We start from the raw sequence: 22,799 nt of genomic DNA on the forward strand, positions 1-22,799 counted from the left end.
GCGTCTGTACAGGAGTTAAGCGCGTGCTAGTAAGGGGGCAGCAGCTAGTAGTGTTTTGGTGTAAGGGTGCTGAGGATTGTTAAAAATAGTTTTTGTCAGACCGAGTTCGACAATTTTGCCACCATTCATCACGGCAATACGATCGCACAAAAATCTAGCTAACCAGAGATCGTGAGTTATGAACAGATAAGTTAACTCAAATTCTTCCTTTAATTGCAACATCAAATCTAGCACTTGCGACTGCACGCTAGCGTCTAACATACTCACAGGTTCATCGCAAATCAAAAGTTTAGGGTGAGTAATCAAAGCACGAGCGATCGCAACTCTTTGCTGTTGTCCTCCAGATAAATCTGATGGATAACGCTCATAATATACTTCTGGGGGTGTTAACCCAACTTTCTCTAGCATCCACAAAACCTGTTCTTTTGCCTTAACAGGGGCGGCTAAATTGTGGATAAATAAAGGATCGGCGATACTTTGTCCCACAGTCATCGCTGGATTGAGACAAGCATGGGGATCTTGAAAAACCATTTGGATTTGTCGCCGTGAAGCGCGAATTTCTTGAGGCGACAGTGTAGTTAAATCTTGTCCTAAAAATTTAACTTTGCCACTGGTGGGACGAATTAGTTGCAGGATTGTTCGTGATAGTGTGCTTTTACCGCAGCCTGATTCACCGACTAAGCCGAGAATTTCTCCTGGATAAATATCTAGATTGATATCATCTACTGCTTTAATTGTCTGCGCTTGTGTGTTAAACAGCCGTTCGATAAAGTTAGGTTCTATGGTGTAGTATTGCTTGAGTTCTGTAATACTCAAAATTGGAGATTGCTTATTAATAATCGGTAATTGCTTTTCTGAGTCGTTGGTAATTATCAATTCTCCATCATCGTTTACTGCTTGAATGTGTAAAGCTGCTTTTAAGAGCGATCGCGTGTATTCATGTTGAGGCTGCCTAAATACGGTTTCTGTAGAACCCATTTCGACCATTTTGCCCTGGTACATCACGCCAATGCGATCGCAATACTCAGCCACCATTGCTAAATCGTGAGAAATCAGCAACAATCCCATGTTTTCTTCACCGCACAGGCGAGTTAATTCTTTTAATATCTGCGCGGAAACGGTGACATCTAAACTGGTGGTGGGTTCATCGGCAACAATTAACTTGGGGTTGAGGAGTAAAGCTAAAGCGATCGCAACCCGTTGGCGCATTCCCCCGCTAAATTCGTGGGGATACTGATTCCAGCGACTAGCGGGGATATTCACCTTCGCCAAAGTAGCAAGGGCTTTTTCTTTGGCTTCCCGCGTTGATAATTCTGGTGAGTGCGCCTGAAGGGTTTCGATACAATGCTTACCAATCGTCATCAACGGATCGAGGCGTGTCATGGGATCTTGAAAAATTAGTGCGATCGCCTCTCCTCGAAATTTCCGCAACTGGTTAGGCATCAAGTCAAGCACCGACTGTCCTTGAAATGTCACCTTTCCCTCAACACAACTAGAGGCTGGTAGTAAACGCATTACTGCCCGCCCGATAGTTGACTTACCACAACCTGACTCTCCCACCAATCCCATTCTTTCACCTGGTTGCAAGGTGAAAGATACATCATCAACCGCCCAGCTTGCCTCTTCTCCACTCCGTTGAGGATAGGCAACTCGCAGATTTTGGATACAGAATAAGGCTTCACTCATATTTAGTTATCAGCCCTGGGCTACCAGCTTTTATAATTTCAAATTTAAGATAGTCTATCAGATTATTATTAAACCTCCGTTGTGCGGATATCTTTATTCTCTTAGCTTACTGATTTATACCGCTTGTCTCAACTTTTATCAGTTAATGTTAAGAGACAAGCAAGTATTTCTACTATTAAGCTAATTAATGTTCATGATCTTGGTGATGATCGTTTGTGCTTTGCTCAGTTTCTAGTAGCCGCGAAATCAGCACGTCTGGTTTTCTACTAATAACAGACCTAACTTTATCAATAGCAACTACTTCACTGATTTTTACAACCATTTCCCAGAGAGTATCCTCTTCTGTGTCTTTGTTGTAAGTTCTATGTTTAAACCACAACAAATCATCCCAAACTCCAATAATTGTGGCAAAATACCACTTTTCTCGTACTAATATCCAAATTTCTTGTTCTAAGTAAGTCTGTAGAAGAGATTTCACAATGACTAAGATAAAGATAAAGATTGTGCTACATATTAAGTAAGTATTAACAGGTAAGACAACAGTTAAAATACTGATATGCTTTAGTGTAAATTGTATTTATATATTTTAACGATTAGCAAGCACAAAACCTAAAATAAGTATGTTTTAGCCAATACTAACTGAGATATTGGCTAATTTTGTCCAAAAATACCTGTATAAAATATAATTTCACGATTTAGTATTAGCTGTTACAGACAAGAAGCATATAATACAGCATTCTCACTGAGATAGATCGTGGCTATCGCCCAAGTAGTATTATTCCCAAGAGTACGACCCTAACTAACAGAACTGTTTCCTATTTAGCACCTTGGATAATATGAGACTCATATTTGATTTTTGAAAAAACTCCGTACAACTCAAAAAGCCTTCTTTCTATTGCCTTTTGCCTTCTTTCCCTTGCCCCTTACCTACCCACGTAAGTAAGTATAGCTACGCTACTGTGAGGGATACAAAAATCAAAGCATATTCCTATACCAACCAGTTCAAAATATTTAGTAAGGTAGTTTAACTGATTAATTCACCCATTTGCGGGAGGTAATTAACAAGCCAATAAGTGTACCTTGCTTATAGTAAGACCAACAGAAGATGGTTTGAAGCAGCAGTTACACAACAGTATCAATCATGTTAAATCTGATATTAACCAAATGTATAAGAATCCAACTCTTGCTGGTTTCAACAGCTTTTTTGGTGGCTGTACAAACTTCTGCCAATGCTGAACAACCCCTTCCTAGTTTGACTCCTGCACAAGCTCAAAGTTTATCCCGTGACTTAGTTCCATATAATTCTCAAGACTTTTTTAGACAAGGAAAAAATTCGATTGAGAGAGAAATTCAAATTCTTAGGCAAAGGCAACTGCGCTCAATAAAACCTGTTCTTAAGATTGAGCCAGTACAGCAGATTAAAAGACCACCTACGCAGCAAAAACCCTAATATAGCAGTCAGCTTTGATTTCTATTCGCGCGGCGTGGGTAGGCAAGAGGCAACAGGAAAAAAGCTTCTTTGAGTTGTACTTAGCTTCGTAAAAATCAAATCTGAGTTCTGTATGTTATCTAGACATCGTCTACCTTGGGAACCGTAGTTTTGTAGGTTGGGTGCAGCGTTAGCGTAACCCAAGATAAAATTTGGTGGTAATGTTGGGTTGCGTTTCACTCCACCTAACCTACATAAATATATCTTTTAAAAAACTCTAAATTACAACATAGATGAGGTTTCTGTTGGAAGTATTGTGATTTTATGATACTTATACCTTGAATAGCTTTGAGCTATAGCACGGAAATCGCACTTTCAGGCATTACAATAACTAGGTCTGCTTTCCATAAACAGAGTTTTTGTATTTTAAATAAATTTTGTAACAAAAAGGTACAATTTTACTCGTCTAACAAACTCATCAATGCTTGAACTTCAACGTCTTGCGGCTCTGATAATTGACACTGCAACTTTAATAACTGACTTTGTAGTGTTTCTGCTACATGGATCATATTAGATTCTTGGGCAATTCTTAACTGATTTTCTTTAATTTGGATTTGTTGAAGCAAGTCGTTTTCAATGTGAATTGAGTTGGAATGTTGAGCAATCATAGGTTTACATTTGTTATCAATATTTAGAGGGAATTGAAGAAGAATTCAGAAATCAAGCCGGAGACGTTTCAGTTAGCTCCAGTCTGAACTAAGACACTCTCTAAGAGGACATTTAGCCCATTCTGCCTCCTGACTTATGACTCTTATTTCGACTAAATTTATTACCAATGTATTATTCCACACTTTGATCATTTTTTTAATATCTAGTGAATTAATTTTCATTACTCATACTTTTTACGGGTATGGCAGACTTAATACATCATGTCCATTATTTTTGGGGCTTTTACAAAAATGTAAATCATGATATAAGATTGGTTGACTAAGTTTGAGATATTTGTTGCGTAGGTTATCACAGATAAACTTATCTGTTACTTCATCGAGTCTTGTAAAGAATTTTTAACGATTGTTTTGTGAATGGCATGAACTTAAAACTTATAAAAGGAAAAATTTTTACAATGGTAAAAATTATATCTACAGTTCTTATATCCAGCGCAATTGGATTAGAATCATGGAATATTTATGCATTACTAAATAATAGTAATATTCCCAGCAGCCTTAATCCAATTTTTTGGATTGAGCGTTTTGCCATGACCTGCCATTTTATCGAAGCTATTATAGCAGCTTTTTATGCACCTTCAAGAAAAAAGATGCCAATACAATATGCCACTTATACTTTTTTTGTAGGCACCATTGGGTTGTTAGAACTGTTTGATCGAGATGATGCTCCTACATCTTCTACATCCTGAAGGCGTGAAGTTTTTGAATTAGGTTGGTAGGTGCGATGTCTACGACGGGCTACGCCTACGCAGCAGGTGAACCTGACGGACAGAAGAAGGTATAGTTTGTATAGTGAGATTTTTGCTGCAATTTTAGTTTAATACTAAGGAATTAAAAAATGTCTGCTGATACTCAAATAGTTGCTTATCTTGAAGAAAGTGAATTTGATGTTGTTTTAAATGGAAGTGAAGAGAAAGTTGTTGTTGTTGATTTTACTGCTACTTGGTGTGGCCCCTGTCGGCTGGTAAGCCCTTTGATGGAGCAACTTGCTGAAGAATACAAAGGCCGCGCTAAAGTCGTTAAGGTAGACGTTGATAGGAATAAGCCGATTTTCAAAAAATTCGGTCTTCGCAGTATTCCAGCAGTTTTAATTTTCAAAGATGGCATTTTAGCAGAAACCATTGTGGGGGTTTCTCCTTACGAGCAGTTTAGCGAAGCTGTTCAGAAGCTTCTTGAGGTTGTTTAAACTCAATTCGTAATTAACAAGGCTTTTTACCGGATATCTAATAACGGCATTGACGTTTCAGGTGGTGTTTAAATTTCCCGAAGTTTCGAGTATCGGACTTATCACCACTTGAAGCATAATTATGAATTGTACATTTTTAAAGATTCCCTTTTCGCCTATAATGTGATTGCAGTAAACCATTAGAATATTGTTTTGAGTTAATCAGTTCCAATTTTTCTTCAGGGGTAGGCGGTGGGAAAAGCTGTATACCGCTACCTAAAATAGTTGGAATAGTTGAAATAATATATTCATCAATCAAGCTGTGCTGAAGAAATGAATTGATTAATGCTCCGCCACCAACTAGCCAGATATTTTCAAAACCTTGAGCCTCTATATTTGCCAAGGCGTTCTTGACTGTATCAGAAACAAACACAACATCCTCGCGGTCAGATTGGAGATGGCGTTTGGTGAAAACAAATGATTTCTTCCCAGGATAAGGCCATTCATTAAAACCCAGCCCTACTTCATAAGTATTGCTGCCTAAAACAATAGAATCAATGGATTCGTAGAAAGCACCATAACCGTAGTCTTCGCCCTCTATATCAAGGATTGATAGCCAATCAATTCCGCCATCGCTGCGAGCAATATAACCATCCAAACTAGCTGCAATGTAAAGTGTAACTTTCGCCATTTTACTTTCAATTAGTTACGTTTTTTGATTGTGAGACTTAAACCGACCTGCAATAAATTCTCGCTTAGATAAATGCTTTGTACTGCGTTTGGTAACTCGCTCTCGCCACATCTGGAAACTAGACTCTTTCATTTCGCGCCTCATTAAGGCAATTACCTGTTTTTCCAGCAGTCCAAACTGAGCCTCAATCGCATCAAAAGATGTTCTATCTTCCCATGCCATCTCAATGATGCGATCAATGCTTTCTGAATCGAGGTTAGGTAGCTTCATTTCTTTCTGACAATTGATAAATTCGAGCTATATACTATATATTTTTATTTTACTTTTCCTCTTGAAGAACCGTTGTGTCTGCTGCACCCAATTGTAGACCATAGAGGTTGGCGTATACACCTTGCCGATCAATGAGTTCGGCGTGAGTACCTTGCTCTACAATTTGTCCCTGCTGAATTACTAATACCTGATCTGCCTGAGTAACTGTACTGAGGCGATGGGCAATTACAAAACTGGTACGACCTTGTAGCAAACGAGCGATCGCACTTTGTACTAGCGCTTCTGTGCGCGTGTCAATGCTGCTGGTGGCTTCATCAAGAATCAGAATACGCGGGTTAATTAATACCGCACGAGCAATACTGATCAGTTGTCTTTGTCCCTGGCTCAGGGGCGCTCCTCGTTCGCCCAATTGGGTTGTATAGCCTTGTGGTAGTGAGGTAATGAACTCATGTACATTTGCTAGTTGTGCAGCCGCTTCGATGTCAGCTTGGGTAGTATGAGGAGCGCCAAAAGCAATGTTTTCGGCGACAGTACCAGTGAACAGAATATTATCTTGTAAAACGATGCCAATTTGACGGCGCAGACTTGCTTGAGTAACACTACGCACATCAATGTCATCAATTTTTACTGCACCACCTGATACATCGTAGAAGCGCAAAATCAAGTTAATAATTGTACTTTTACCCGAACCGGTCGGCCCGACTAATGCAATCATCTGCCCTGGATAGGCGTGCAAATTCACCCCTTTGAGAACCAATTGATCTGGGTTATAGCCAAACTTGACATTCTCAAATCTCACTTCCCCCTGAATGGGCGGCATTTCTGTCGCATCAGGTGCATCTTTGAGTTCTGACGGTTCATCTAGTAATAGAAAGATTCGTTCTAATCCGGCGAAGGCAGATTGAGCTTGGGTGTAAAACTGGCTGAGAATCTGGATAGGGCGGAAGAACTGCTGGACGTAAAGTAAAAAGGATGTCACCACACCCACTGTTACAGCCCCAGTGACGGCAAGATAGCCACCATAAGCCAGCACACCCGCGGTTGCGAGTGTGTTGAGAAAATCGATGGAGGGCAAAAAGGCCGAAGTAATTGCTACAGCTTCGACGTTGGCATCACGATTGGCAGCGTTAAGAACGTCAAATTGGGCGATGTTTGTCTGTACCCGATTAAATGCCTGTGCTTCTCTGACACTGCCAATATCTTCTTCCAACTTGGCGGAAAGCTCCCCGATGGTTTGTCGAGTAACACGAAACCTGGCTCTTGCCCAACGTGCAAACAAACTTGTGGTCAAAATCATCAGTGGCACAACCAGGTTGCTCAATAAGCCGAGTTGCAGGTTGATTGAGAGCATAGCAATGACTATACCGACCAAACTGAAAATGTTGCCCAGCATTTGGGCGATCGTCAATCCAAATGCCTGATTCACAGTATTGACATCATTCAGCAGACGGCTCATTAAATCGCCCGCTTCGCTGCGATCAAAAAAGCTGAGGGGGAGACTTTGGATTTTGAGAAAAATATCTTGCCTCAGTTGAGCCAGCAATCGCTGCATAATCCAGCCGACTCGAATAATTTGACCCCGGATTGCTAAAATGCCAAGTCCGTAGTTTAGGGCTAGTAGACCTAATAACAGTAGGAGTCCCTGTAAATTACCTTGGGCAATTAAGCGATCGATTGACCAACCCAGGAAAAACGGCCCAATTGCCTGGGTTACAGCACCAATAAATACTAATGTCAGGGCGATGGGAATTTCTTTGCGATAAAGTAGCAGGTATTGCAAAAAACGCCGCAGGGTAGAAAGTTGCTTACTCGCCTGCTCAGATGCAACAACGGGAATAGTGCCTCTCATAGCAATTTTAGATTTTAGATTTTGGACTTCGACTTCGCTCAGTCGAACGATTTTGGATTACAAGGTCTTTGCTTTCAATTAGTTGTTATAAAAGTCTCGAACAAGACTATTTATTAATACGGTTCAGTTAAGGCTTAACTCTTTGTCAAAGTCAATTTTTTTAACGAACCGCAAAGGACGCTAAGTAAAAGAAGGAAGAAATACTTAACTGAAGTGGATTAGTTATTTATGTTAGTTTTGGATCATTTTTTTCTTTTGCCTTTACCTGAGATTCCAAAATTGCACCGTAGAGGGGGCTGGTTTCCATCAGTTCTTCGTGAGTGCCTTGGGCGACTAATCGACCTTTATCCATGAGAAAAATGCGATCGGCATTCTTAACGGTGCTAATACGTTGAGCTACAACAAAAGTTGTACAAGCTTTTTGGCGCATTAAGCCATCTAGTTCGGCTTGAATATGGGCAGCAGTGGCGGCATCCACGGCTGAGGTACTATCATCCAAAATCAGAATACTGTAATCGGTTAGTAAGGTTCTAGCGATCGCAATTCTTTGTTTTTGTCCACCAGATAAGCCTACGCCCCGTTCACCCACAATCGTCTCGTAGCCATCGGGTAAACTGATAATAAAATCGTGCATCTGTGCGGTTTTTGCAACCTCAATCACTTGCTCTAGGGTTGCATCGGGTTTAGCGTAGGCAATATTTTCGCGGATTGTGCCAGAGAAAAGGGTGGTTTCTTGAAATACAATGCCAATTCGCGATCGCAGGCTTTTAAGTGTGAAATCTTTGACATCTCGTCCGTCAATGCGAACTGCTCCCCCTGTGACATCATAAAAACGGGCAAGCAGGTTCATAATTGTGCTTTTCCCGGAACCAGTCATTCCGAGAACGGCGATTAGCTCTTTGGGTCTTGTTTCAAAGGAAACTTCTTTGAGAGTTTCAGTGGTGGCTCCCGGATAGCGAAAGGAAACATTTTCAAAGGTGATTCTACCAACGCAGGTGTCGAATGGAACAGCACCGGGGCGATCGCGGATTTCTACTTCTGCATCGACAACTTCATAGACTCGTTCAGCAGAAGCGGCTGATTGAGCGATCGCAGGTGCAGCAAATCCAATCAACAAAATTGGTTGAAGAATCAACGCCAGGTAGGAGTTAAACGCCACCAGTTCGCCAATGGAAAATCTACGCCCAATTACCTGCGCTCCCCCGTAGCCGAAAACTGCCAGTGTGACAAAGTTACTCAACAAAAAGATAAAGGGGAAGGTATTATGGATGGCACTAATGGTCTTCATATTTGCCTTCACTAGACCATCATTTAGGGTTGTGTAACGCGACCTTTCGGCTGATTCCCGGACAAAGGCTTTCACTACCCGTATTCCTAGCAAGTTCTCTTGCAATACAGCATTGAGGTTGCTTAATTGCTCTTGTACTTGTCGAAAAAGTTTGTTATTCCGACCAACAAATCTTGCCATCAACCATGCTGATATGGGCACTGCTGTTAGGGTAATCAGTGCTAGTTCCCAGTTCATCACCAGCAAAATTACTGCAATAGTTACCAGTGTGACAATTCCACCAATGACCTGAATTAAGCTAGTACCAACAAAGGTACGAATCTGCTCAATATCGCTGGTGACACGGGTTAAGAGTTGGGAAGTCTGTGCCTGGTCATGATAGCTGAAACTGAGATTTTGAATTTTGCTGAAAATCTTGTTCCGCAGGTCATAAGCTACACCCTGAGACGCGGCTTCTGCTAAATAGCTTTGCCCAAAGTTAAATACACCACGAGCGATCGCGGCGAGTACCATCCAGGCGGCGCTGTATAGTACAACTTGGAGGTTTTTTTGGATAATACCCTGATCGATTCCCCATCTAAATAGTTGTGGGGTAACGGCATTTGCGATCGTCAATAGCAACAGGCTGATCAATGCTCCTAACGAAGTCCATCGGTAAGTGCTTAAACTTTTAAGCACACGCTGCATTGGTTGTATCGACGAAGTTTCCTGGAGTTTTGGTTGCTGAACCACTAGAATTCACCCCTCTATCTTTGGAAAATTATCTCGCACTTTGATTGTAAAAAAACAACTGGTCAATGGGAAATATGGGATCTATTTATGATGAAAAGTTTAAATTTCGGTTCAAATTTGGGGACAACGGCATGGGAAGATACATCTTTGGCAAGCAAATACCGAAGAAAACCAAAGAACAAGAATAATGGCTCAAAATTTTCATGACAATTCCCAAGTTTCCTCAGAGATGTCAACTGCTATCAGTCGCACAGCAAAGCCAAGTTCTGAGTTCTACTCTATTTTTTCGGAAGAAGAAATTTTAGGAATCATTTTTGCTTTAGAAATCAGACGAGAAATCCCATTAAAGTATTCTTATAAAGGGAGAGGTGCAAAAATTTGGGATGATTTTTATCAAAAATATATCATTCCTAGATGGTATCGAACATCTAATGTAGAAATTGAACTTTTAAAAAATAATTTTAAATATTTTAATGACAATATTAAAAGTGGCAATAAAATCAATATAGTAGATGTTGGTGCAGGAAATTCCTATCCAGTTAAAAACTTTGTTCAAAGACTTAATAAATTAGATAAAGTCAATAAATATGTTGCCTTAGATATTAGTGAAGAATTACTGAATTTATCAAAGAATAATTTTAAAAAATGGTTTCCCAAGGTTGAATTTATCAGTTCTACAATTGACATAGAAAATAATTGTGTACCAAAAACCTTATTTAAAAATAAAGATGATCTTGAAATTGACAATACAGCAAAAATATTTTTACACTTAGGTGTTACTATTGGAAACCATCAAAATAGAGATGATGTATTCAAAAATTTTAGAGAGAGCATGGGCAAAAATGATTTCTTAGTGTTCACTAATGAAATTGGCTCTAACTCAAAATGGGATGGAAACGTCAGAGGTGGCTGTAAGTATCATGTAGAAGAAATATATGGATGGGTTAAAAATAAGTTTGGGATTGAATCTGAAGATTGCGAATTAGTGAGAAAGTATGATTTAAAAACCGATAGTATAGTTGCTAATATGAAATTTAATCATGATTACACTATAAATTTCAGCCGGATGGGGATAGATAAAAATATTAAAATTTCTGAAGGGGAAGAAATTACTATTTGGCGACATCATAAACATGAAATGCCTAAGCTTTTGCAAGAATTAGAACGTTCTGGACTGCAACTTATTCAATATAGTACTGACAAATACAAATCACATATCATGGTAATTTGTAAGGTTGTCAGTAACTAACTTTTTCAATTACACTTAGCGGTGTCTAGATCCCCGACTTCTCGAAGAAGTGGGGGATCTAAATTTTCATTAATTATGGTAGATGGAGTCAAATATTTCTGATGACACTAAAAAATCAGTTTGACTTGGTTTTTGTATCAATTAAATATACATTAAACGTGGTCTAGGTTGAGGAACTGAACGCCCTAACTCTTTAGCCGTTTCTATCCATTGCTGCATAACTAATTCTACATTATGTAGGGCTTCTTGATAAGTATTACCGTCAGCAGCACAGCCTGATAATTCTGGTACTTCAGCAATAAAGGCTTGATCTAATTCACTCCAGTAGAGAATAATTTCATACCGAAACATCATTTTTACTTCCTAGCTTATACTTGACAATCACTGCCCGAACTTGTTTAATTTGATAGCTTTTAGCTTTGCCTTTTTTCTGTTGCAGGTTCAATATTTCTTCAACATCGGCTTTGACAAAAATACGATTATCGCCACGAATACGTTCTTCAAAGCCTAGTGTATATAAGAGTTGCCACAGTTGGGCAAAAGGGATGTCTGTATCAGAAGTCCCAGAGAGAATTTTGTCTAAGAGTTTGTCTTGCTGACTCACGTTTTTCTGACTGCTTTAATGTTTCTATAGTCTCATATTTATTTAAAATCGGGGAATACAAAAGCAAATCTTTCTTTTTGCACCTTGACTTGTATACGCCTCCACTGATTGACTTTCTTGAAGAAAATCCTAACTATTTGGATGTCACAGATGCTTGATTTAAAGAGATGTTTTGCACTGAGTTTAGGGTTGTTACCTCATTTTTGACTATTGTGAAGGTACATCATTTTGCTTGATAGTCATAGCTTGATTATTTTTCTACAATGCGATCGCTTATTTATAAAATAGAGAAATGCGATCGGATGCCAAACGCAACAGAAGGTATACCCCGGCAAACACGGTGTATTAAACCTAACTTATAACCCTTATACCCAAATTTACAAGTGATATAGGTAACTACAGAGGTCAAATTGTAAAGATTGCTCATATCATAATGCTGAGGTATAAATCCATCTCAGTCAAGGTTAAATATTGAGTAAGAAATATTACGCGAATATGAAGAACCGAATTCTAGGTGTAGCCGCATTTTTAACCACGATTAGTTTGACAACAAGCGTACAAGCAGCAAATTCTGAACATATTAGCCAATTATTGGCAACCAAGCAATGTCAAAACTGTGATTTGACTAATGCAGGTTTAGTAATGGCTGACTTATCTGGAGCTAATTTGAGCGGGGCTAATCTCACAGGTGCTAACCTTAGCCGTGCAAACTTGAGCGGCGCAGATTTGCGGGGTGCAAACTTGAGTGGCGCTAGTTTATTTGGTGTTAACCTGAGCGAAGCTAAATTTAGTGGGGCAAATTTGGCGGGTGCTGATTTGAGAAATACTTATCTAACAAATGCAGAAATGAAGGGTGCTTACTTGAATGGTGCTAACTTCCAAGGTGCAGTTGGTATACCATCACAAATTGCTTCACCAGAAGAATTTTATGCTTTGGGTTTAGCGGAAGGTCAAAAAGGCAATCAACAGCAAGCAATCAGTTATTTTAATCAAGCGATCGCTATTAAACCAGAATATGCTGGTGCTTATTTAGCTCGTGGTGTCGCCCGTTACCAAATACTAGATAGACAAGGTGCATTCCAAGATGCCCAAGTTGCTGAAAAATTGTTTACATCCCAAAATAATGGCCCTGGAACACAAACAGCCCAAGCCTTTATTAAAGAACTGCAAACACCTGTAAATGATAAGGTAAGCCCTGGTAAACCCAGTTTCGTTGACTTTTTGGGAAGCCTTGGCTCAGTCTTGCTTCAGTTCTTCCCTTTCTGAGTGCTTTCTTTTTGAGGAGGAGAGTTGAAAGAATTCATAGCCAGTAAAGGTATTGTAATAAAAGCGATTACTGGATAAAACAAAAAATTTATATGACCTCAGTTTCTCCTCACAAAAAAGCCAAAGCCTTAAAACCTACCAGCCGCCGCCCTGCTAAAGAACTTTGTAGCGAGTGCGGACTATGCGATACATACTATATTCACTATGTCAAGGAAGCCTGCGCTTTTATTAATCAGCAAATAGGTGAACTTGAAGCAGAAACACACATGCGATCGCGCCATCTCGACAACCCTGATGAGCTATACTTTGGTGTCCACCAAGACATGATGGCGGCGCGAAAACAGCAGCCCATCGAAGGCGCACAATGGACGGGTATTGTTAGCAGCATTGCGATTGAAATGCTCAATCGTGGCTTAGTTGAAGGTGTCGTCTGTGTGCAAAACACCAAAGAAGACCGCTTTCAACCCATGCCCATCATCGCCCGAACTCCAGAAGAAATACTAGCAGCGCGAGTAAATAAACCAACGCTTTCCCCTAACCTTTCCGTATTGGAACAGATAGAAAAATCGGGGATGAAGCGGCTATTGGTAATTGGTGTTGGTTGCCAAATCCAGGCGCTACGAGCCGTAGAAAAACAACTGGGCTTAGAAAAGCTGTATGTTTTGGGTACACCCTGCGTAGATAATGTTAACCGCGCCGGACTGCAAAAGTTCTTAGAAACAACTAGCCGATCGCCAGATACAGTTGTACATTACGAATTCATGCAAGACTTCCGGGTTCACTTCAAACATGAGGATGGCTCATCAGAAACAGTGCCTTTCTTTGGCTTGAAGACCAACAAACTCAAAGATGTCTTTGCCCCATCCTGCATGAGTTGCTTTGATTACGTCAATTCCCTAGCCGATTTAGTTGTTGGCTACATGGGCGCACCCTTCGGTTGGCAATGGATTGTAGTTAGAAATGACACTGGTAAGGAAATGCTGGATTTGGTGCAAGACCAGTTAGACACCCAACCAGTTACGTCTAAAGGCGATCGCAAGGAAGCTGTACAGCAAAGTATTCCTGCTTACGATAAAGGCGTGACTCTCCCGATGTGGGCGGCGAAACTTATGGGTGTAGTCATCGAAAAAATCGGCCCTAAGGGTTTGGAATATGCGCGGTTTTCGATTGATTCTCACTTTACTCGGAATTATTTATATGTAAAGCGAAATCATCCAGAGAAATTAGAGGCGCACGTTCCAGAGTTTGCCAAGCGTATTGTTGATCAATATAAGTTACCAGAATAAAAATTGGGAATTGGGAATTGGAAATTGGGCATTGCTTATTCCCCATTTCCCATTCCCCACTTAGTTATAACTACTGGCTTGACGAGTAAACATTAGGTGATACTGTCCGCCTAGTTCCATGAGTTCATCATGAGTACCTACCTCGATAATTTGACCATGTTCTAGTACTACCACTCGGTCTGCTAGTTTTGCTAAGGCAAGGCGATGGCTGACTACAACGGCTATTCTCCCCTTCGCTAAGGTACGCAAAAGATTGTAAATCTCATGTTCTGTTTTAGGGTCAAGATTTGCTGTTGGCTCATCAAGTATTAGTAGTTCGGCTGGAGACAGTCGCAACAAAGCACGAGCGATCGCTAATCTCTGCCATTGTCCTCCTGATAAATCAATACCACCCTCTAGCTGTTTGCCTAATAGGGTTTCCAAACCTTGATCTAGCTTCTCCATTACTCTAGTTAAACCAGCTTCAGCGATCGCTTCCTTAATCGCCTCATCATCCTGCATTTTAGGTAAATTCCCAAAGGCAACATTTTCCCGCACGGTAGTCGGAAAACGAGCGTAATCTTGCATAACTACATCAATCCGCGATCGCAAATCTTCTAACGGGAGCGATCGCAAATCTTGTCCATTCCAAATAATCGCACCTTGGCTAGGGTCATAAAGGCGACACAATAGCTTGGCTAAAGTGGTCTTACCAGCACCATTTTCACCTACCAATACAATCATCTCGTTGGGGTGAATTTTCAGATTGATATTTTTTAGGATGGGGTGATTGCTATTGGGATAGGTAAAGGATAGATTTTCAATGCAAATACCTGTCTGCAATGCTTCACTTGATAAAGCTTGCCGATTCCCATTTTTTTGAAAGTTCTGATTGTTAACAGCCGATTCCTTGACTTTTCCCCATGCCTTTGACTGAGAACCGGATAATTGCGGTTCTAATTCCAAAAGTTGGAAAATGGGCGTTGTTGCCAGTGCAATATCATATAGCTCTGACCCACCAGACATCAAATTATCCAAACTTCGACGCACTTCTAAAATTACCCCAGTGTAAAGCGCCAAATCTCCTAAAGTATGGGTTCCACCTAGCACTCCCTGAACTACGTACAGATAAGGTAAGGCAAAACCTAAGCCACTGAGTAAAGACCAACTAATAACCGCCGTTGTCCCCCGACGGCGAATCTGTTCCATTGCTCTAAAAATGGTGCGGTAAAGTCCGTGCCAACGTTCTAGTAGTAAGGGTTGCAAGCTAAACAAGCGTATTTCTTTGGCGTATATTTCCCCAGTTAAAACCGTTTTATATAAGTTCATTTCCCGAAGAACACTCGCTTGGGTTTTTTCTACCCTCCAAACTTGCTTACGATATTTCCTTTCTACATACATAGCAGGAGTAACGCAGCTAAACAAAATTAGGGGTATCCACCAAGCAAGGGACACCGAAAGTAGTATGGCTGGAATGAAGATAAAAATTCCCTCCAACATCATCACCAGCCTGACACAAAGCTCTGGAAGTCGTTGCATTCCCTTTTCGGTCAATTGCAACAAATTGAGCAAATCAGGTGTTTCAAACAGGGCAATATCTTCAAAAATGGCAACCTTCTCAATCACTTGCCCTTGGATAAAGCCTGTAATCCGATCGCGCAGGGAAGTATATACAAAGCTATTGATGTTAGCGATCGCATCACTTACCAAATTCACCAGCAATGAACCTGCAAGACTAGAGAGTAGCAGAGGTTGGGAAAGTATCAAGGCGATCGCATTCTGCGTTGTTCCCGTACTCAATAAGCGGGTTATTTCATCAATGATCGTCTTGTTGAGCCAAATAGCGATCGCTGGGCCTGCACCACCCAGTAATGTCAAAATTGCCACATATCGTAGCTCCTTTGGAACTACTTGCATCACCGTCGTCACACTCCGGCGAAATGCTTGGAATGGAGAAATTTCAATTATTTGCATATATTTTAAAGTAGCAAATAATAGCAAAGTTCTCAGACCGACGTTGTGATCTCAGTTTCAATCAGTAGGGAGCGATGCCTACGATGGGCTACGCTTACGTACTGATATCAAGCTAATAGCAGACATTAGTGATCAAATGTAGATGTCTGCTTTTATTACTCAAATTCACCTTATAACTTTGCAAGTAATTTTATATAATTATTTAGGGCAGTATTTATACTGCTATATTTTTAAGTCTAAATCTATACATAATCTACAATATAATATTCAAAATGGCTAAAAGCTTAAGTACTGAACAGCAGCGATTACAGCAACGGACGCAGATACTTCAGGCTGAGTGGGAACAGCGAAGTGAAAAATTAAAGCGGTTGCGAATAGATTGCGCTATTGAGGCAGGTAGCGCAGTAAAATTTCAATTAGAAAAACAGATTCAAGATGAAGAGGCTAAACTGAACGATATCGCTCGGCAGTTAAATGATATTGAAGCACAATTGCAATTGCTTTCTCATACAACAATAATCCCAAATACTATATCCAAGGTAAAAGTACATCAAACTCCTGAACTCCTATCAAACACTGGAATTATCGAAGTTTTTATATCTTATCAAAAAGATGATGAAAAATTGTTAAAAGAGTTAGTAGATAAACATCTCAATAATTTGGAGGAGATTAAAATTTGGCATGAAGGTAAAACTATAGGAGGACAAGACAATAAAGTTGAGATTGAGAAACACCTGAATTCATCTCATATAATTCTGCTATTGATTAGTCCTAATTATCTCAAAGACTATAATAATAAATTTGAGATAAACCTAGCGAAAGCTAGAGAAAAAGCCATACAAGCTACTGTTATTCCTGTACTTCTCACCAAGATTTTTGGTTGGGAGCGATTTACTTTTGCTAATTTTAAGCTTGGTGATCTTGAGCCTTTACCTCAAAAAGACAAATTCATCACTGATAGGAGAGTGTGGAAAACTAACAATGATGCTTTTTATGTTGTTGCTGAACGTCTTGAAAAAGTAAAGACAAAAATAGTAGAAAAAACATAAGATAACAATTTTTATTTACTGACACTTATGTCTTTGTCTCCAGGCTCTACCAAAAATATTCAAATAGTCTTTATATACTCATCATCTGGTCGTCAAGATGAAAACCTTCGACAAGAGTTAAAGAAGCACCTGAGTACATTGAAAGACTCAGGTGTGTTTATAGAATGGTGTAAATACCCTGTTGACGTATCACATTTTTCTCATGACACAAACAATCGTAATTTTAATATTTTAAACACATCTGATGTGGTTGCATTACTTGTTAACCCACAATTGATTTCTCTAATTCAAAATACAACTTCATTTTCTACTGAAATTCAGCATATATTACAGCGAGGTAAACAGGAAGAAATTATTGTTGTACCTTTGCTCATCCGCGAAGTTCATGGCTGGGAGAAAGTATTCGGTGATTTAAATCCATTGCCGAAATCTAGAATAGCCGTAAAGAAATCATCAGACACTGATGGAGCTTTTGCTAATATAGCTAAAGGTCTGGAAGAAATAATCGAAAAAATTAAACAATACCATCAAAATTTACAGGAATATAGGCAGATTTTTTATACTGCAATTCAGGATGAGTATCCTCTTAGTACTCAAACACTAAATTCCTTAATCAAATTCAAGCAAAATTGGGAATTAAAAAATAAAGATATAGAATTAATAGAGCAAGAAATAACTACCCAAGTAAAGCAAGAACACAATCAAAAATTACAACGGTATAAACAAGAATTTTTTCAGAGAATTCGGCGAGGTAATAGTCTCAGTGAGCAAGATCGTGATAGATTGAAAACTCTACAAAATGACTTAAGTCTTAAAGATGAAGTTGTAACTAGAATCGAGAATGAAGTTACTGAAAATATTTCTCTTCAACCTTTTCGGCGACTTATAGGCTATGATAATCAAGCTAATCCAAGCGTCGTTATTACTGCTATTGTGATTGTTGTAGTTGCTGCGCTTTTAGGATTTTGTAAATCTTCTCCAGAGACACAACTAACTAATTTAGAAAATCAAGGACAAAATAAGCTTAAGATTGCTGCTAAAAATATTGATTATATAAAACGTGGTAATGGCCACTATTCGCAAAAAAATTATCAGGCAGCAATTAAGGATTATACCCAAGCTATTGAAATTGCGCCTAAAAATGTTAACGCATATATACAACGTGGTTATGCTCAATATTATATACAAAAATACCAGGCAGCAATTGACGACTATACCACAGCTATTCGCCTTTCTCCTGACTTAGCTGATGCCTATAATAATCGTGGTTTTGTTTATGATAAGAACTTACCAAATAAACAACAAGCAATTAAAGATTATCAAAAGGCAGAGACTCTATACAAAAAACAAGGAGTAAAAGATAAAGTTAAAGAAATGCGTTCTAGGATCAAGAAGCTTCAGCAGAAAAAGCCCCGGTTTCCGAATTAAATATATCTTAACCTCTACCAAATCGGATAATGAGGATAAACAAGAATCACCTCTTACTTGTCAGAATATCAGTAATGCGATCGCTTTCAGGATATGCTAATTAAAAAGCTCATTGGTTATGACTTTGTACTAGATAAATTAACAACACTCAGAAGGTGGCTGTGACCGAATCATCCACACCAAGATACCTAATATTTGCTCTACTGGCGGAATTAAATATTCAGTTAAATCAATAGTAACTGTGCTGTCCTCCAGCTTGATGAATGTCCACAGATTGCCACTAGTAACACTACCGTAGATAGTAGCAATAGGTTTTTCGTATTTGGTATTAAACCTTTGGGCGGCGATCATTTCTGCGATACACTGCCCCAAACCACCTTTAAGATTTTCCTTTTTAGCTTCTACAATTACTACTGCTGGAGCTTCAATAAATAATTGTTCTGGGGAAATGCTAATCATAAAGTCGCAGAATCCAGCCAGTCCAACTTCTGGTTCAACATTAAATTCTTCTCCCGAAAAGAAACTGATTTGTCTGTTGAGAATTTTCCTGACTTCAAACAAGATTGGGCTGATAATCAATTCTGATCTAGCTTTCTCAGAACCCATTGCAATTGCTAGCTGGATACTTTCTGCTAAAAATTCAGCTAATAGGGGACTAGGTGAAATTGGTTCTATAGGAGGTAAAAATCGCCCACCTTCTACTAAGGTGAGATTAAAGTCTTGTTTTACTTTTCTTAAAGAAAACTCTCTATAGGACATCAAGTGTCTCCTAATACTCCATCAAGCCAACAATGCTTGGTAACACAGATATTTTATTTCTCTCTTTTCCTTCTTCCTTCTCTGCGAGACGCTGCGCGTAGCTTGCTTCCCCGGAGGGGTATGCGCTCTTTGCGTCCTTCTCCCAAGGGGAGACGCTAACGCGAATGCGGTTCGTTCCTTTACCCCTCTTCCCAGTGCGAAGAGGGGTTGGGGGTGAAGTTACGCCGGATAAATCCGCAATCTTCTATTTGGTTCTTCGCCAAAACTATGCGACTTGAGGCGATAATGTTCTACCAACTCATGTTGCATTTTGCGAACTTGCGGAGAACGCGGTAATAACTCCACTGGCTGTCCTTTCGGAATCACAATTTGCTCAACAGCAAGTCTAGCTTCTTCCAAGGCATCCATCTCATCATCGCTACCACTGTGCAAAAACAGTTGCAGTTCAAGATCATCGGTCATTTCTGGGTCATCCATGTTCAGCAACCGCCGCAAGCCACGGGTAATTTGCGGAATGGTGCTGGATTTAATCATGTGGATGGGGACATGACGGGCTTTCGCCATTTGGCGTAATTTGGCGTGGTTCTTGACGTGCGATCGCAGTGCTAAAATCGCATCAGCACTATCTATATCTTTTGTCAACACCACGGGTAAAGTTAGCACGCTAATTACCTGTTCTAGTTGATGGCGGCTAACGCCATAAGGGTAAACGTGCAGTGGCAAATCTTCACCATTTGGCCCTGGCACTCTTGTAGCAGCATCTAAATCAATGCTCTCAGAATAATTGAAGGATTCATCCAGCAATCGATCAAACTCACTACGTCCAGTCACCCGTTCTACAGGCAATTGCGGCAGTGCAACCATTTGTCCCGAAGAACGCCAGCCATTAGCCTGTCGCGCCGGTGGGAAAGATTCTTCCACTGTCCCTAATTGTCCACCGCGACCGTTGACAACAGCTAACTGCCTTGAAACCGCAACTTTGCCCTGGTCATCAACGGTTCTCGTTTGTGGGGTAGCCTGACGACCTCGCAGCAGATTATCTACTGTGTCAGCAACGCTTTCGTGTACTACCCAGCGTTGGCGTTCCAACATTTCCACAGCAATTTCAAAGGTAGGAGGGGCTTTCCGCTCCAAAACAGTCTTTTGAGAGCCTCGCCGTCTGGCTTCATCGTCTCCCAGTGTCACCGCTTGGATACCCCCAACTAAATCAGCCAAGGTAGGGTTTTTAATCAGATTTTCGATCTGATTACCGTGGGCAGTACCTACCAACTGTACGCCCCGTTCAGCAATAGTCCGAGCCGCTAAAGCTTCCAGTTCCGTGCCAATTTCATCAATGACAATGACTTCTGGCATGTGGTTTTCCACTGCCTCAATCATCACCTGATGCTGTTGTTCTGGATGAGCCACTTGCATCCGCCGAGCGCGACCAATAGCGGGGTGGGCAACATCACCATCTCCAGCGATTTCGTTGGAGGTGTCAATAATCACCACTCGCTTATGCAGATCGTCTGCCAAAACACGGGCAATTTCCCGTAAGGCAGTAGTTTTGCCCACGCCTGGACGACCGAGCATGAGAATCGATTTACCAGTCTCTACCAAATCGCGGATCATGCCAATGGTTCCGAATACCGCCCGACCAACGCGACAGGTCAAGCCAATAATCTTACCAGTACGGTTGCGGATCGCACTGATCCGATGCAAAGTTTGCTCAATTCCTGCTCGATTATCTCCGCCAAAAATTCCGACTCGTTGAATGCAATCATCTATCTGTTCTTGAGTAACAGGTATTTCGCTCAGATACTCAGCTTGATTAGGAAAGCGAGCCTCTGGGCGACGACCCAAATCCAAGACCACTTCTACTAAAATATCTCGTTTGGGATGACTCTCTAGTACTTGTTGCAGGTCTTGGGGCAAAATGTCTAATAACTTTTGGAGATCGTCTGTAATCGTCATGCTTTCTATGGTGACGGAAACAACAGTAAATCAGATACTTTCAGCTTCTAACTGTTCTCAATAGCTCGTTCAATGCTCAAACCTCCTACCTTGACTATACAAACATAAATTAAACATAAGTTACAGTATCTTCTGGTACCTAGTAATTATGCTTAATTAATGCTCACTCTCCATTCTCTGAGATGACTTGATCTGGGAAACCAGAGAATGGGCAAGTTCTACAGCTTGCCAAAGCAATGCTTCATCTTCTTCTAGGCAAAGAGTCGCCTTCATATTGGTGTTACTTACCTCCTTATTCTCTAACTTTTCGAGAATTGGTGACAGCAGTACACGGGCGTAGCTACCGTAGGCGACCCCGGAAATTTTGGATTTTGGATTTTGGATTTTGGATTGTGGATCGGTGTCTTCTAATCCAAAATCTAAAATCGGCAATCTAAAATCGTTGAGTAGCCCCATTGCCTTTAACTTAGCAACCGTATAGCTATTTGTGCCGCCTGCTAACTGCACATATCCCGGTAATTTCGCTGCCAAAACTTTCTGCCCTAATTTCACTGCGGCTATTGTCGTACCATCGCCAATATCGCCACTCATAGAACGACCGTCGGTTTGCCAAATTAAAGCACTTGTGAGTGGGGCAATCAGGTCATACACTGCTCTTAGGTAATCAGTCATCCCCTCGCCATCGGGACAGCTGATGGCTAGTACTTTTAATTGATCGGCCCACGGTGAAATTGCCTGCCATAATCGCTGAAATTCTGCCAACCGCCCTACTTGTGTATGGATTTCTACGGCATCTACTCCTGTTGACATTACTAATGGCGCGATCGCTCCTGGCGTTGTCACGTATGAAGCTGTATAAATTATACCATAAGGACAAATTGGGATGCAACGACCGCAGCCATAACATTTTTCGGATACCACTCCTGAAAAATCTTCTTTGATATTGTCAAATACGATTGCTTGTGCCGGACAAATCCGTTCACAGGGTCTAGGGCAGTCTCTAGGACACTCAGTAGGATTAAATTCTGCTTTGCGAAAATGGGGGTCTTCTCCATCGTTTAGGCTGACCATTAAAAAGGGTAAGTTGCCTTTGTAGTCAAAGCCTCGCTGTTGGGCATCTTGAGCTAGAGTTTTAGCTACTTGTAGCCCTGCTTGCGCTGCTGCAATCACTGCTGGATCAGCTGCAACATCTATGCAGTCAGCGCCCGCCAAAGTATAGGCTAACGTTAAATTTCTAACTGCCGGCAAATGCTGGAAGCTGGCTCCGCAGATGAGCTTGAACCAGTTACCTTGTTTGAGAGATTGTAAAGGGACGAACAGATCGGTCACACTTCTATTATGCGTTTATGCGACTAAAAATAGTAGTCTGTAATCAAGAAAAAGTTCGGATTTCCTGAATTAGGGAATGGGGTATTGG

Annotated in this window: 22 protein-coding genes; 8 read left to right on the forward strand and 14 right to left on the reverse strand. The window is 40.5% G+C overall.

Annotation, left to right across the window (positions count from 1 at the left end):
• Positions 1-15: 15 nt before the first annotated feature.
• Together GNF10_RS06090 and GNF10_RS06095 are read right to left on the reverse strand one after the other, a co-directional pair.
• Entirely contained in the window at positions 16-1,686 is a 1,671-nt protein-coding gene (locus GNF10_RS06090; protein WP_185581539.1) for an ABC transporter ATP-binding protein, read from the reverse strand.
• A 184-nt stretch (positions 1,687-1,870) separates the two neighbouring features.
• Positions 1,871-2,164: a hypothetical protein gene (locus tag GNF10_RS06095; RefSeq protein WP_185581540.1), complete on the reverse strand. Its 294-nt coding sequence runs from the start codon at positions 2,162-2,164 to the stop codon at positions 1,871-1,873.
• A 663-nt stretch (positions 2,165-2,827) separates the two neighbouring features.
• Here GNF10_RS06095 and GNF10_RS06100 point away from each other — a divergent pair.
• A complete protein-coding gene (locus GNF10_RS06100; RefSeq protein ID WP_185583240.1) occupies positions 2,828-3,136 on the forward strand; it encodes a hypothetical protein in 309 nt (102 codons plus the stop codon).
• Between the two features lie 21 nt (positions 3,137-3,157).
• On the opposite strand, the gene GNF10_RS06105 is transcribed toward GNF10_RS06100, so the two are convergent.
• Together GNF10_RS06105 and GNF10_RS06110 are read right to left on the reverse strand one after the other, a co-directional pair.
• Positions 3,158-3,355, reverse strand: coding sequence for a hypothetical protein (locus tag GNF10_RS06105; protein ID WP_185592918.1), 198 nt, complete (start codon positions 3,353-3,355; stop codon positions 3,158-3,160).
• A 218-nt stretch (positions 3,356-3,573) separates the two neighbouring features.
• Complete coding sequence (locus GNF10_RS06110; protein ID WP_185583243.1) at positions 3,574-3,783, reverse strand: hypothetical protein; 210 nt, start codon at positions 3,781-3,783, stop codon at positions 3,574-3,576.
• A gap of 419 nt (positions 3,784-4,202) precedes the next feature.
• Here GNF10_RS06110 and GNF10_RS06115 point away from each other — a divergent pair, with 419 nt between their 5' ends.
• Positions 4,203-4,529 carry a hypothetical protein gene (locus GNF10_RS06115; RefSeq protein WP_185586903.1) on the forward strand — a complete coding sequence of 109 codons (327 nt, stop codon included), beginning with the start codon at positions 4,203-4,205 and terminating at the stop codon, positions 4,527-4,529.
• A gap of 149 nt (positions 4,530-4,678) precedes the next feature.
• Complete coding sequence (gene trxA, locus GNF10_RS06120) at positions 4,679-5,026, forward strand: thioredoxin (protein WP_012411639.1); 348 nt, start codon at positions 4,679-4,681, stop codon at positions 5,024-5,026.
• A 136-nt stretch (positions 5,027-5,162) separates the two neighbouring features.
• Here the strand turns inward: trxA and GNF10_RS06125 are convergent, their stop codons facing one another.
• The 4 genes from GNF10_RS06125 to GNF10_RS06140 all read right to left on the reverse strand — a co-directional run bounded on the left by GNF10_RS06125 (position 5,163) and on the right by GNF10_RS06140 (position 9,835).
• Positions 5,163-5,696, reverse strand: coding sequence for a dihydrofolate reductase family protein (locus GNF10_RS06125; protein WP_185586904.1), 534 nt, complete (start codon positions 5,694-5,696; stop codon positions 5,163-5,165).
• 15 nt (positions 5,697-5,711) lie between these two features.
• Positions 5,712-5,966, reverse strand: a complete 255-nt coding sequence (locus GNF10_RS06130; RefSeq protein WP_185586906.1) for a TIGR03643 family protein — start codon at positions 5,964-5,966, stop codon at positions 5,712-5,714.
• Between the two features lie 49 nt (positions 5,967-6,015).
• Positions 6,016-7,815, reverse strand: coding sequence for an ABC transporter ATP-binding protein (locus GNF10_RS06135; RefSeq protein WP_185586908.1), 1,800 nt, complete (start codon positions 7,813-7,815; stop codon positions 6,016-6,018).
• Positions 7,816-8,041: 226 nt separating this feature from the next.
• Positions 8,042-9,835 (reverse strand): ABC transporter ATP-binding protein, encoded by a 1,794-nt coding sequence (locus GNF10_RS06140; protein ID WP_185586910.1) that lies wholly within the window; start codon positions 9,833-9,835, stop codon positions 8,042-8,044.
• Between the two features lie 187 nt (positions 9,836-10,022).
• Here GNF10_RS06140 and GNF10_RS06145 point away from each other — a divergent pair, with 187 nt between their 5' ends.
• Positions 10,023-11,084: an L-histidine N(alpha)-methyltransferase gene (locus tag GNF10_RS06145; RefSeq protein WP_185607129.1), complete on the forward strand. Its 1,062-nt coding sequence runs from the start codon at positions 10,023-10,025 to the stop codon at positions 11,082-11,084.
• A gap of 141 nt (positions 11,085-11,225) precedes the next feature.
• Here GNF10_RS06145 and GNF10_RS06150 read toward each other — a convergent pair whose 3' ends face one another.
• The gene (locus GNF10_RS06150; RefSeq protein ID WP_185586629.1) at positions 11,226-11,438 is read right to left on the reverse strand and encodes a type II toxin-antitoxin system HicB family antitoxin; all 213 of its coding nucleotides are present in this window, start codon (positions 11,436-11,438) and stop codon (positions 11,226-11,228) included.
• The gene (locus GNF10_RS06155) at positions 11,422-11,688 is read right to left on the reverse strand and encodes a type II toxin-antitoxin system HicA family toxin (protein ID WP_185586630.1); all 267 of its coding nucleotides are present in this window, start codon (positions 11,686-11,688) and stop codon (positions 11,422-11,424) included. The genes GNF10_RS06150 and GNF10_RS06155 overlap by 17 nt, the downstream gene beginning before the upstream one ends.
• 495 nt (positions 11,689-12,183) lie before the next feature.
• Here GNF10_RS06155 and GNF10_RS06160 point away from each other — a divergent pair, with 495 nt between their 5' ends.
• On the forward strand, positions 12,184-12,954 hold the full coding sequence (locus GNF10_RS06160) for a pentapeptide repeat-containing protein (RefSeq protein WP_185586631.1): 771 nt from the start codon (positions 12,184-12,186) through the stop codon (positions 12,952-12,954).
• A 92-nt stretch (positions 12,955-13,046) separates the two neighbouring features.
• A complete protein-coding gene (locus GNF10_RS06165) occupies positions 13,047-14,240 on the forward strand; it encodes a Coenzyme F420 hydrogenase/dehydrogenase, beta subunit C-terminal domain (RefSeq protein WP_185586632.1) in 1,194 nt (397 codons plus the stop codon).
• A 60-nt stretch (positions 14,241-14,300) separates the two neighbouring features.
• Here GNF10_RS06165 and GNF10_RS06170 read toward each other — a convergent pair whose 3' ends face one another.
• Positions 14,301-16,193, reverse strand: coding sequence for an ABC transporter ATP-binding protein (locus GNF10_RS06170; RefSeq protein WP_185586633.1), 1,893 nt, complete (start codon positions 16,191-16,193; stop codon positions 14,301-14,303).
• 368 nt (positions 16,194-16,561) lie between these two features.
• On the opposite strand from GNF10_RS06170, the gene GNF10_RS06175 reads away from it, so the two are divergent.
• On the forward strand, positions 16,562-17,242 hold the full coding sequence (locus tag GNF10_RS06175) for a toll/interleukin-1 receptor domain-containing protein (RefSeq protein ID WP_185607130.1): 681 nt from the start codon (positions 16,562-16,564) through the stop codon (positions 17,240-17,242).
• A 27-nt stretch (positions 17,243-17,269) separates the two neighbouring features.
• Positions 17,270-18,670 carry a tetratricopeptide repeat protein gene (locus GNF10_RS06180; protein ID WP_185592168.1) on the forward strand — a complete coding sequence of 467 codons (1,401 nt, stop codon included), beginning with the start codon at positions 17,270-17,272 and terminating at the stop codon, positions 18,668-18,670.
• 138 nt (positions 18,671-18,808) lie between these two features.
• Here GNF10_RS06180 and GNF10_RS06185 read toward each other — a convergent pair whose 3' ends face one another.
• From GNF10_RS06185 to ldpA, 3 genes are all read right to left on the reverse strand, one after another.
• On the reverse strand, positions 18,809-19,429 hold the full coding sequence (locus tag GNF10_RS06185) for a hypothetical protein (protein WP_185585120.1): 621 nt from the start codon (positions 19,427-19,429) through the stop codon (positions 18,809-18,811).
• Between the two features lie 219 nt (positions 19,430-19,648).
• Positions 19,649-21,382 carry a R3H domain-containing nucleic acid-binding protein gene (locus GNF10_RS06190; protein WP_185585121.1) on the reverse strand — a complete coding sequence of 578 codons (1,734 nt, stop codon included), beginning with the start codon at positions 21,380-21,382 and terminating at the stop codon, positions 19,649-19,651.
• Between the two features lie 156 nt (positions 21,383-21,538).
• The gene (gene ldpA, locus GNF10_RS06195; RefSeq protein WP_185585122.1) at positions 21,539-22,711 is read right to left on the reverse strand and encodes a circadian clock protein LdpA; all 1,173 of its coding nucleotides are present in this window, start codon (positions 22,709-22,711) and stop codon (positions 21,539-21,541) included.
• Between the last annotated feature and the right edge of the window lie 88 nt (positions 22,712-22,799).

Origin of the sequence: Nostoc sp. UCD121, from assembly GCF_014222285.1 — a bacterium.
In the GTDB taxonomy this organism is placed as follows: Bacteria; Cyanobacteriota; Cyanobacteriia; order Cyanobacteriales; family Nostocaceae; genus Nostoc.

Excerpts from the sequence above, each read along its gene's own strand:
- GNF10_RS06170 (WP_185586633.1), bottom strand. The coding sequence starts at position 16,193 with ATGCAAATAATTGAAATTTCTCCATTCCAAGCATTTCGCCGGAGTGTG.
- GNF10_RS06150 (WP_185586629.1), bottom strand. The coding sequence starts at position 11,438 with ATGATGTTTCGGTATGAAATTATTCTCTACTGGAGTGAATTAGATCAA.
- GNF10_RS06090 (WP_185581539.1), bottom strand. The coding sequence starts at position 1,686 with ATGAGTGAAGCCTTATTCTGTATCCAAAATCTGCGAGTTGCCTATCCT.
- GNF10_RS06165 (WP_185586632.1), top strand. The coding sequence starts at position 13,047 with ATGACCTCAGTTTCTCCTCACAAAAAAGCCAAAGCCTTAAAACCTACC.
- GNF10_RS06125 (WP_185586904.1), bottom strand. The coding sequence starts at position 5,696 with ATGGCGAAAGTTACACTTTACATTGCAGCTAGTTTGGATGGTTATATT.
- GNF10_RS06135 (WP_185586908.1), bottom strand. The coding sequence starts at position 7,815 with ATGAGAGGCACTATTCCCGTTGTTGCATCTGAGCAGGCGAGTAAGCAA.
- GNF10_RS06180 (WP_185592168.1), top strand. The coding sequence starts at position 17,270 with ATGTCTTTGTCTCCAGGCTCTACCAAAAATATTCAAATAGTCTTTATA.
- GNF10_RS06160 (WP_185586631.1), top strand. The coding sequence starts at position 12,184 with ATGAAGAACCGAATTCTAGGTGTAGCCGCATTTTTAACCACGATTAGT.
- GNF10_RS06100 (WP_185583240.1), top strand. The coding sequence starts at position 2,828 with ATGTTAAATCTGATATTAACCAAATGTATAAGAATCCAACTCTTGCTG.
- GNF10_RS06145 (WP_185607129.1), top strand. The coding sequence starts at position 10,023 with ATGGCTCAAAATTTTCATGACAATTCCCAAGTTTCCTCAGAGATGTCA.
- GNF10_RS06110 (WP_185583243.1), bottom strand. The coding sequence starts at position 3,783 with ATGATTGCTCAACATTCCAACTCAATTCACATTGAAAACGACTTGCTT.
- trxA (WP_012411639.1), top strand. The coding sequence starts at position 4,679 with ATGTCTGCTGATACTCAAATAGTTGCTTATCTTGAAGAAAGTGAATTT.
- GNF10_RS06130 (WP_185586906.1), bottom strand. The coding sequence starts at position 5,966 with ATGAAGCTACCTAACCTCGATTCAGAAAGCATTGATCGCATCATTGAG.
- GNF10_RS06115 (WP_185586903.1), top strand. The coding sequence starts at position 4,203 with ATGAACTTAAAACTTATAAAAGGAAAAATTTTTACAATGGTAAAAATT.
- GNF10_RS06190 (WP_185585121.1), bottom strand. The coding sequence starts at position 21,382 with ATGACGATTACAGACGATCTCCAAAAGTTATTAGACATTTTGCCCCAA.
- GNF10_RS06185 (WP_185585120.1), bottom strand. The coding sequence starts at position 19,429 with ATGTCCTATAGAGAGTTTTCTTTAAGAAAAGTAAAACAAGACTTTAAT.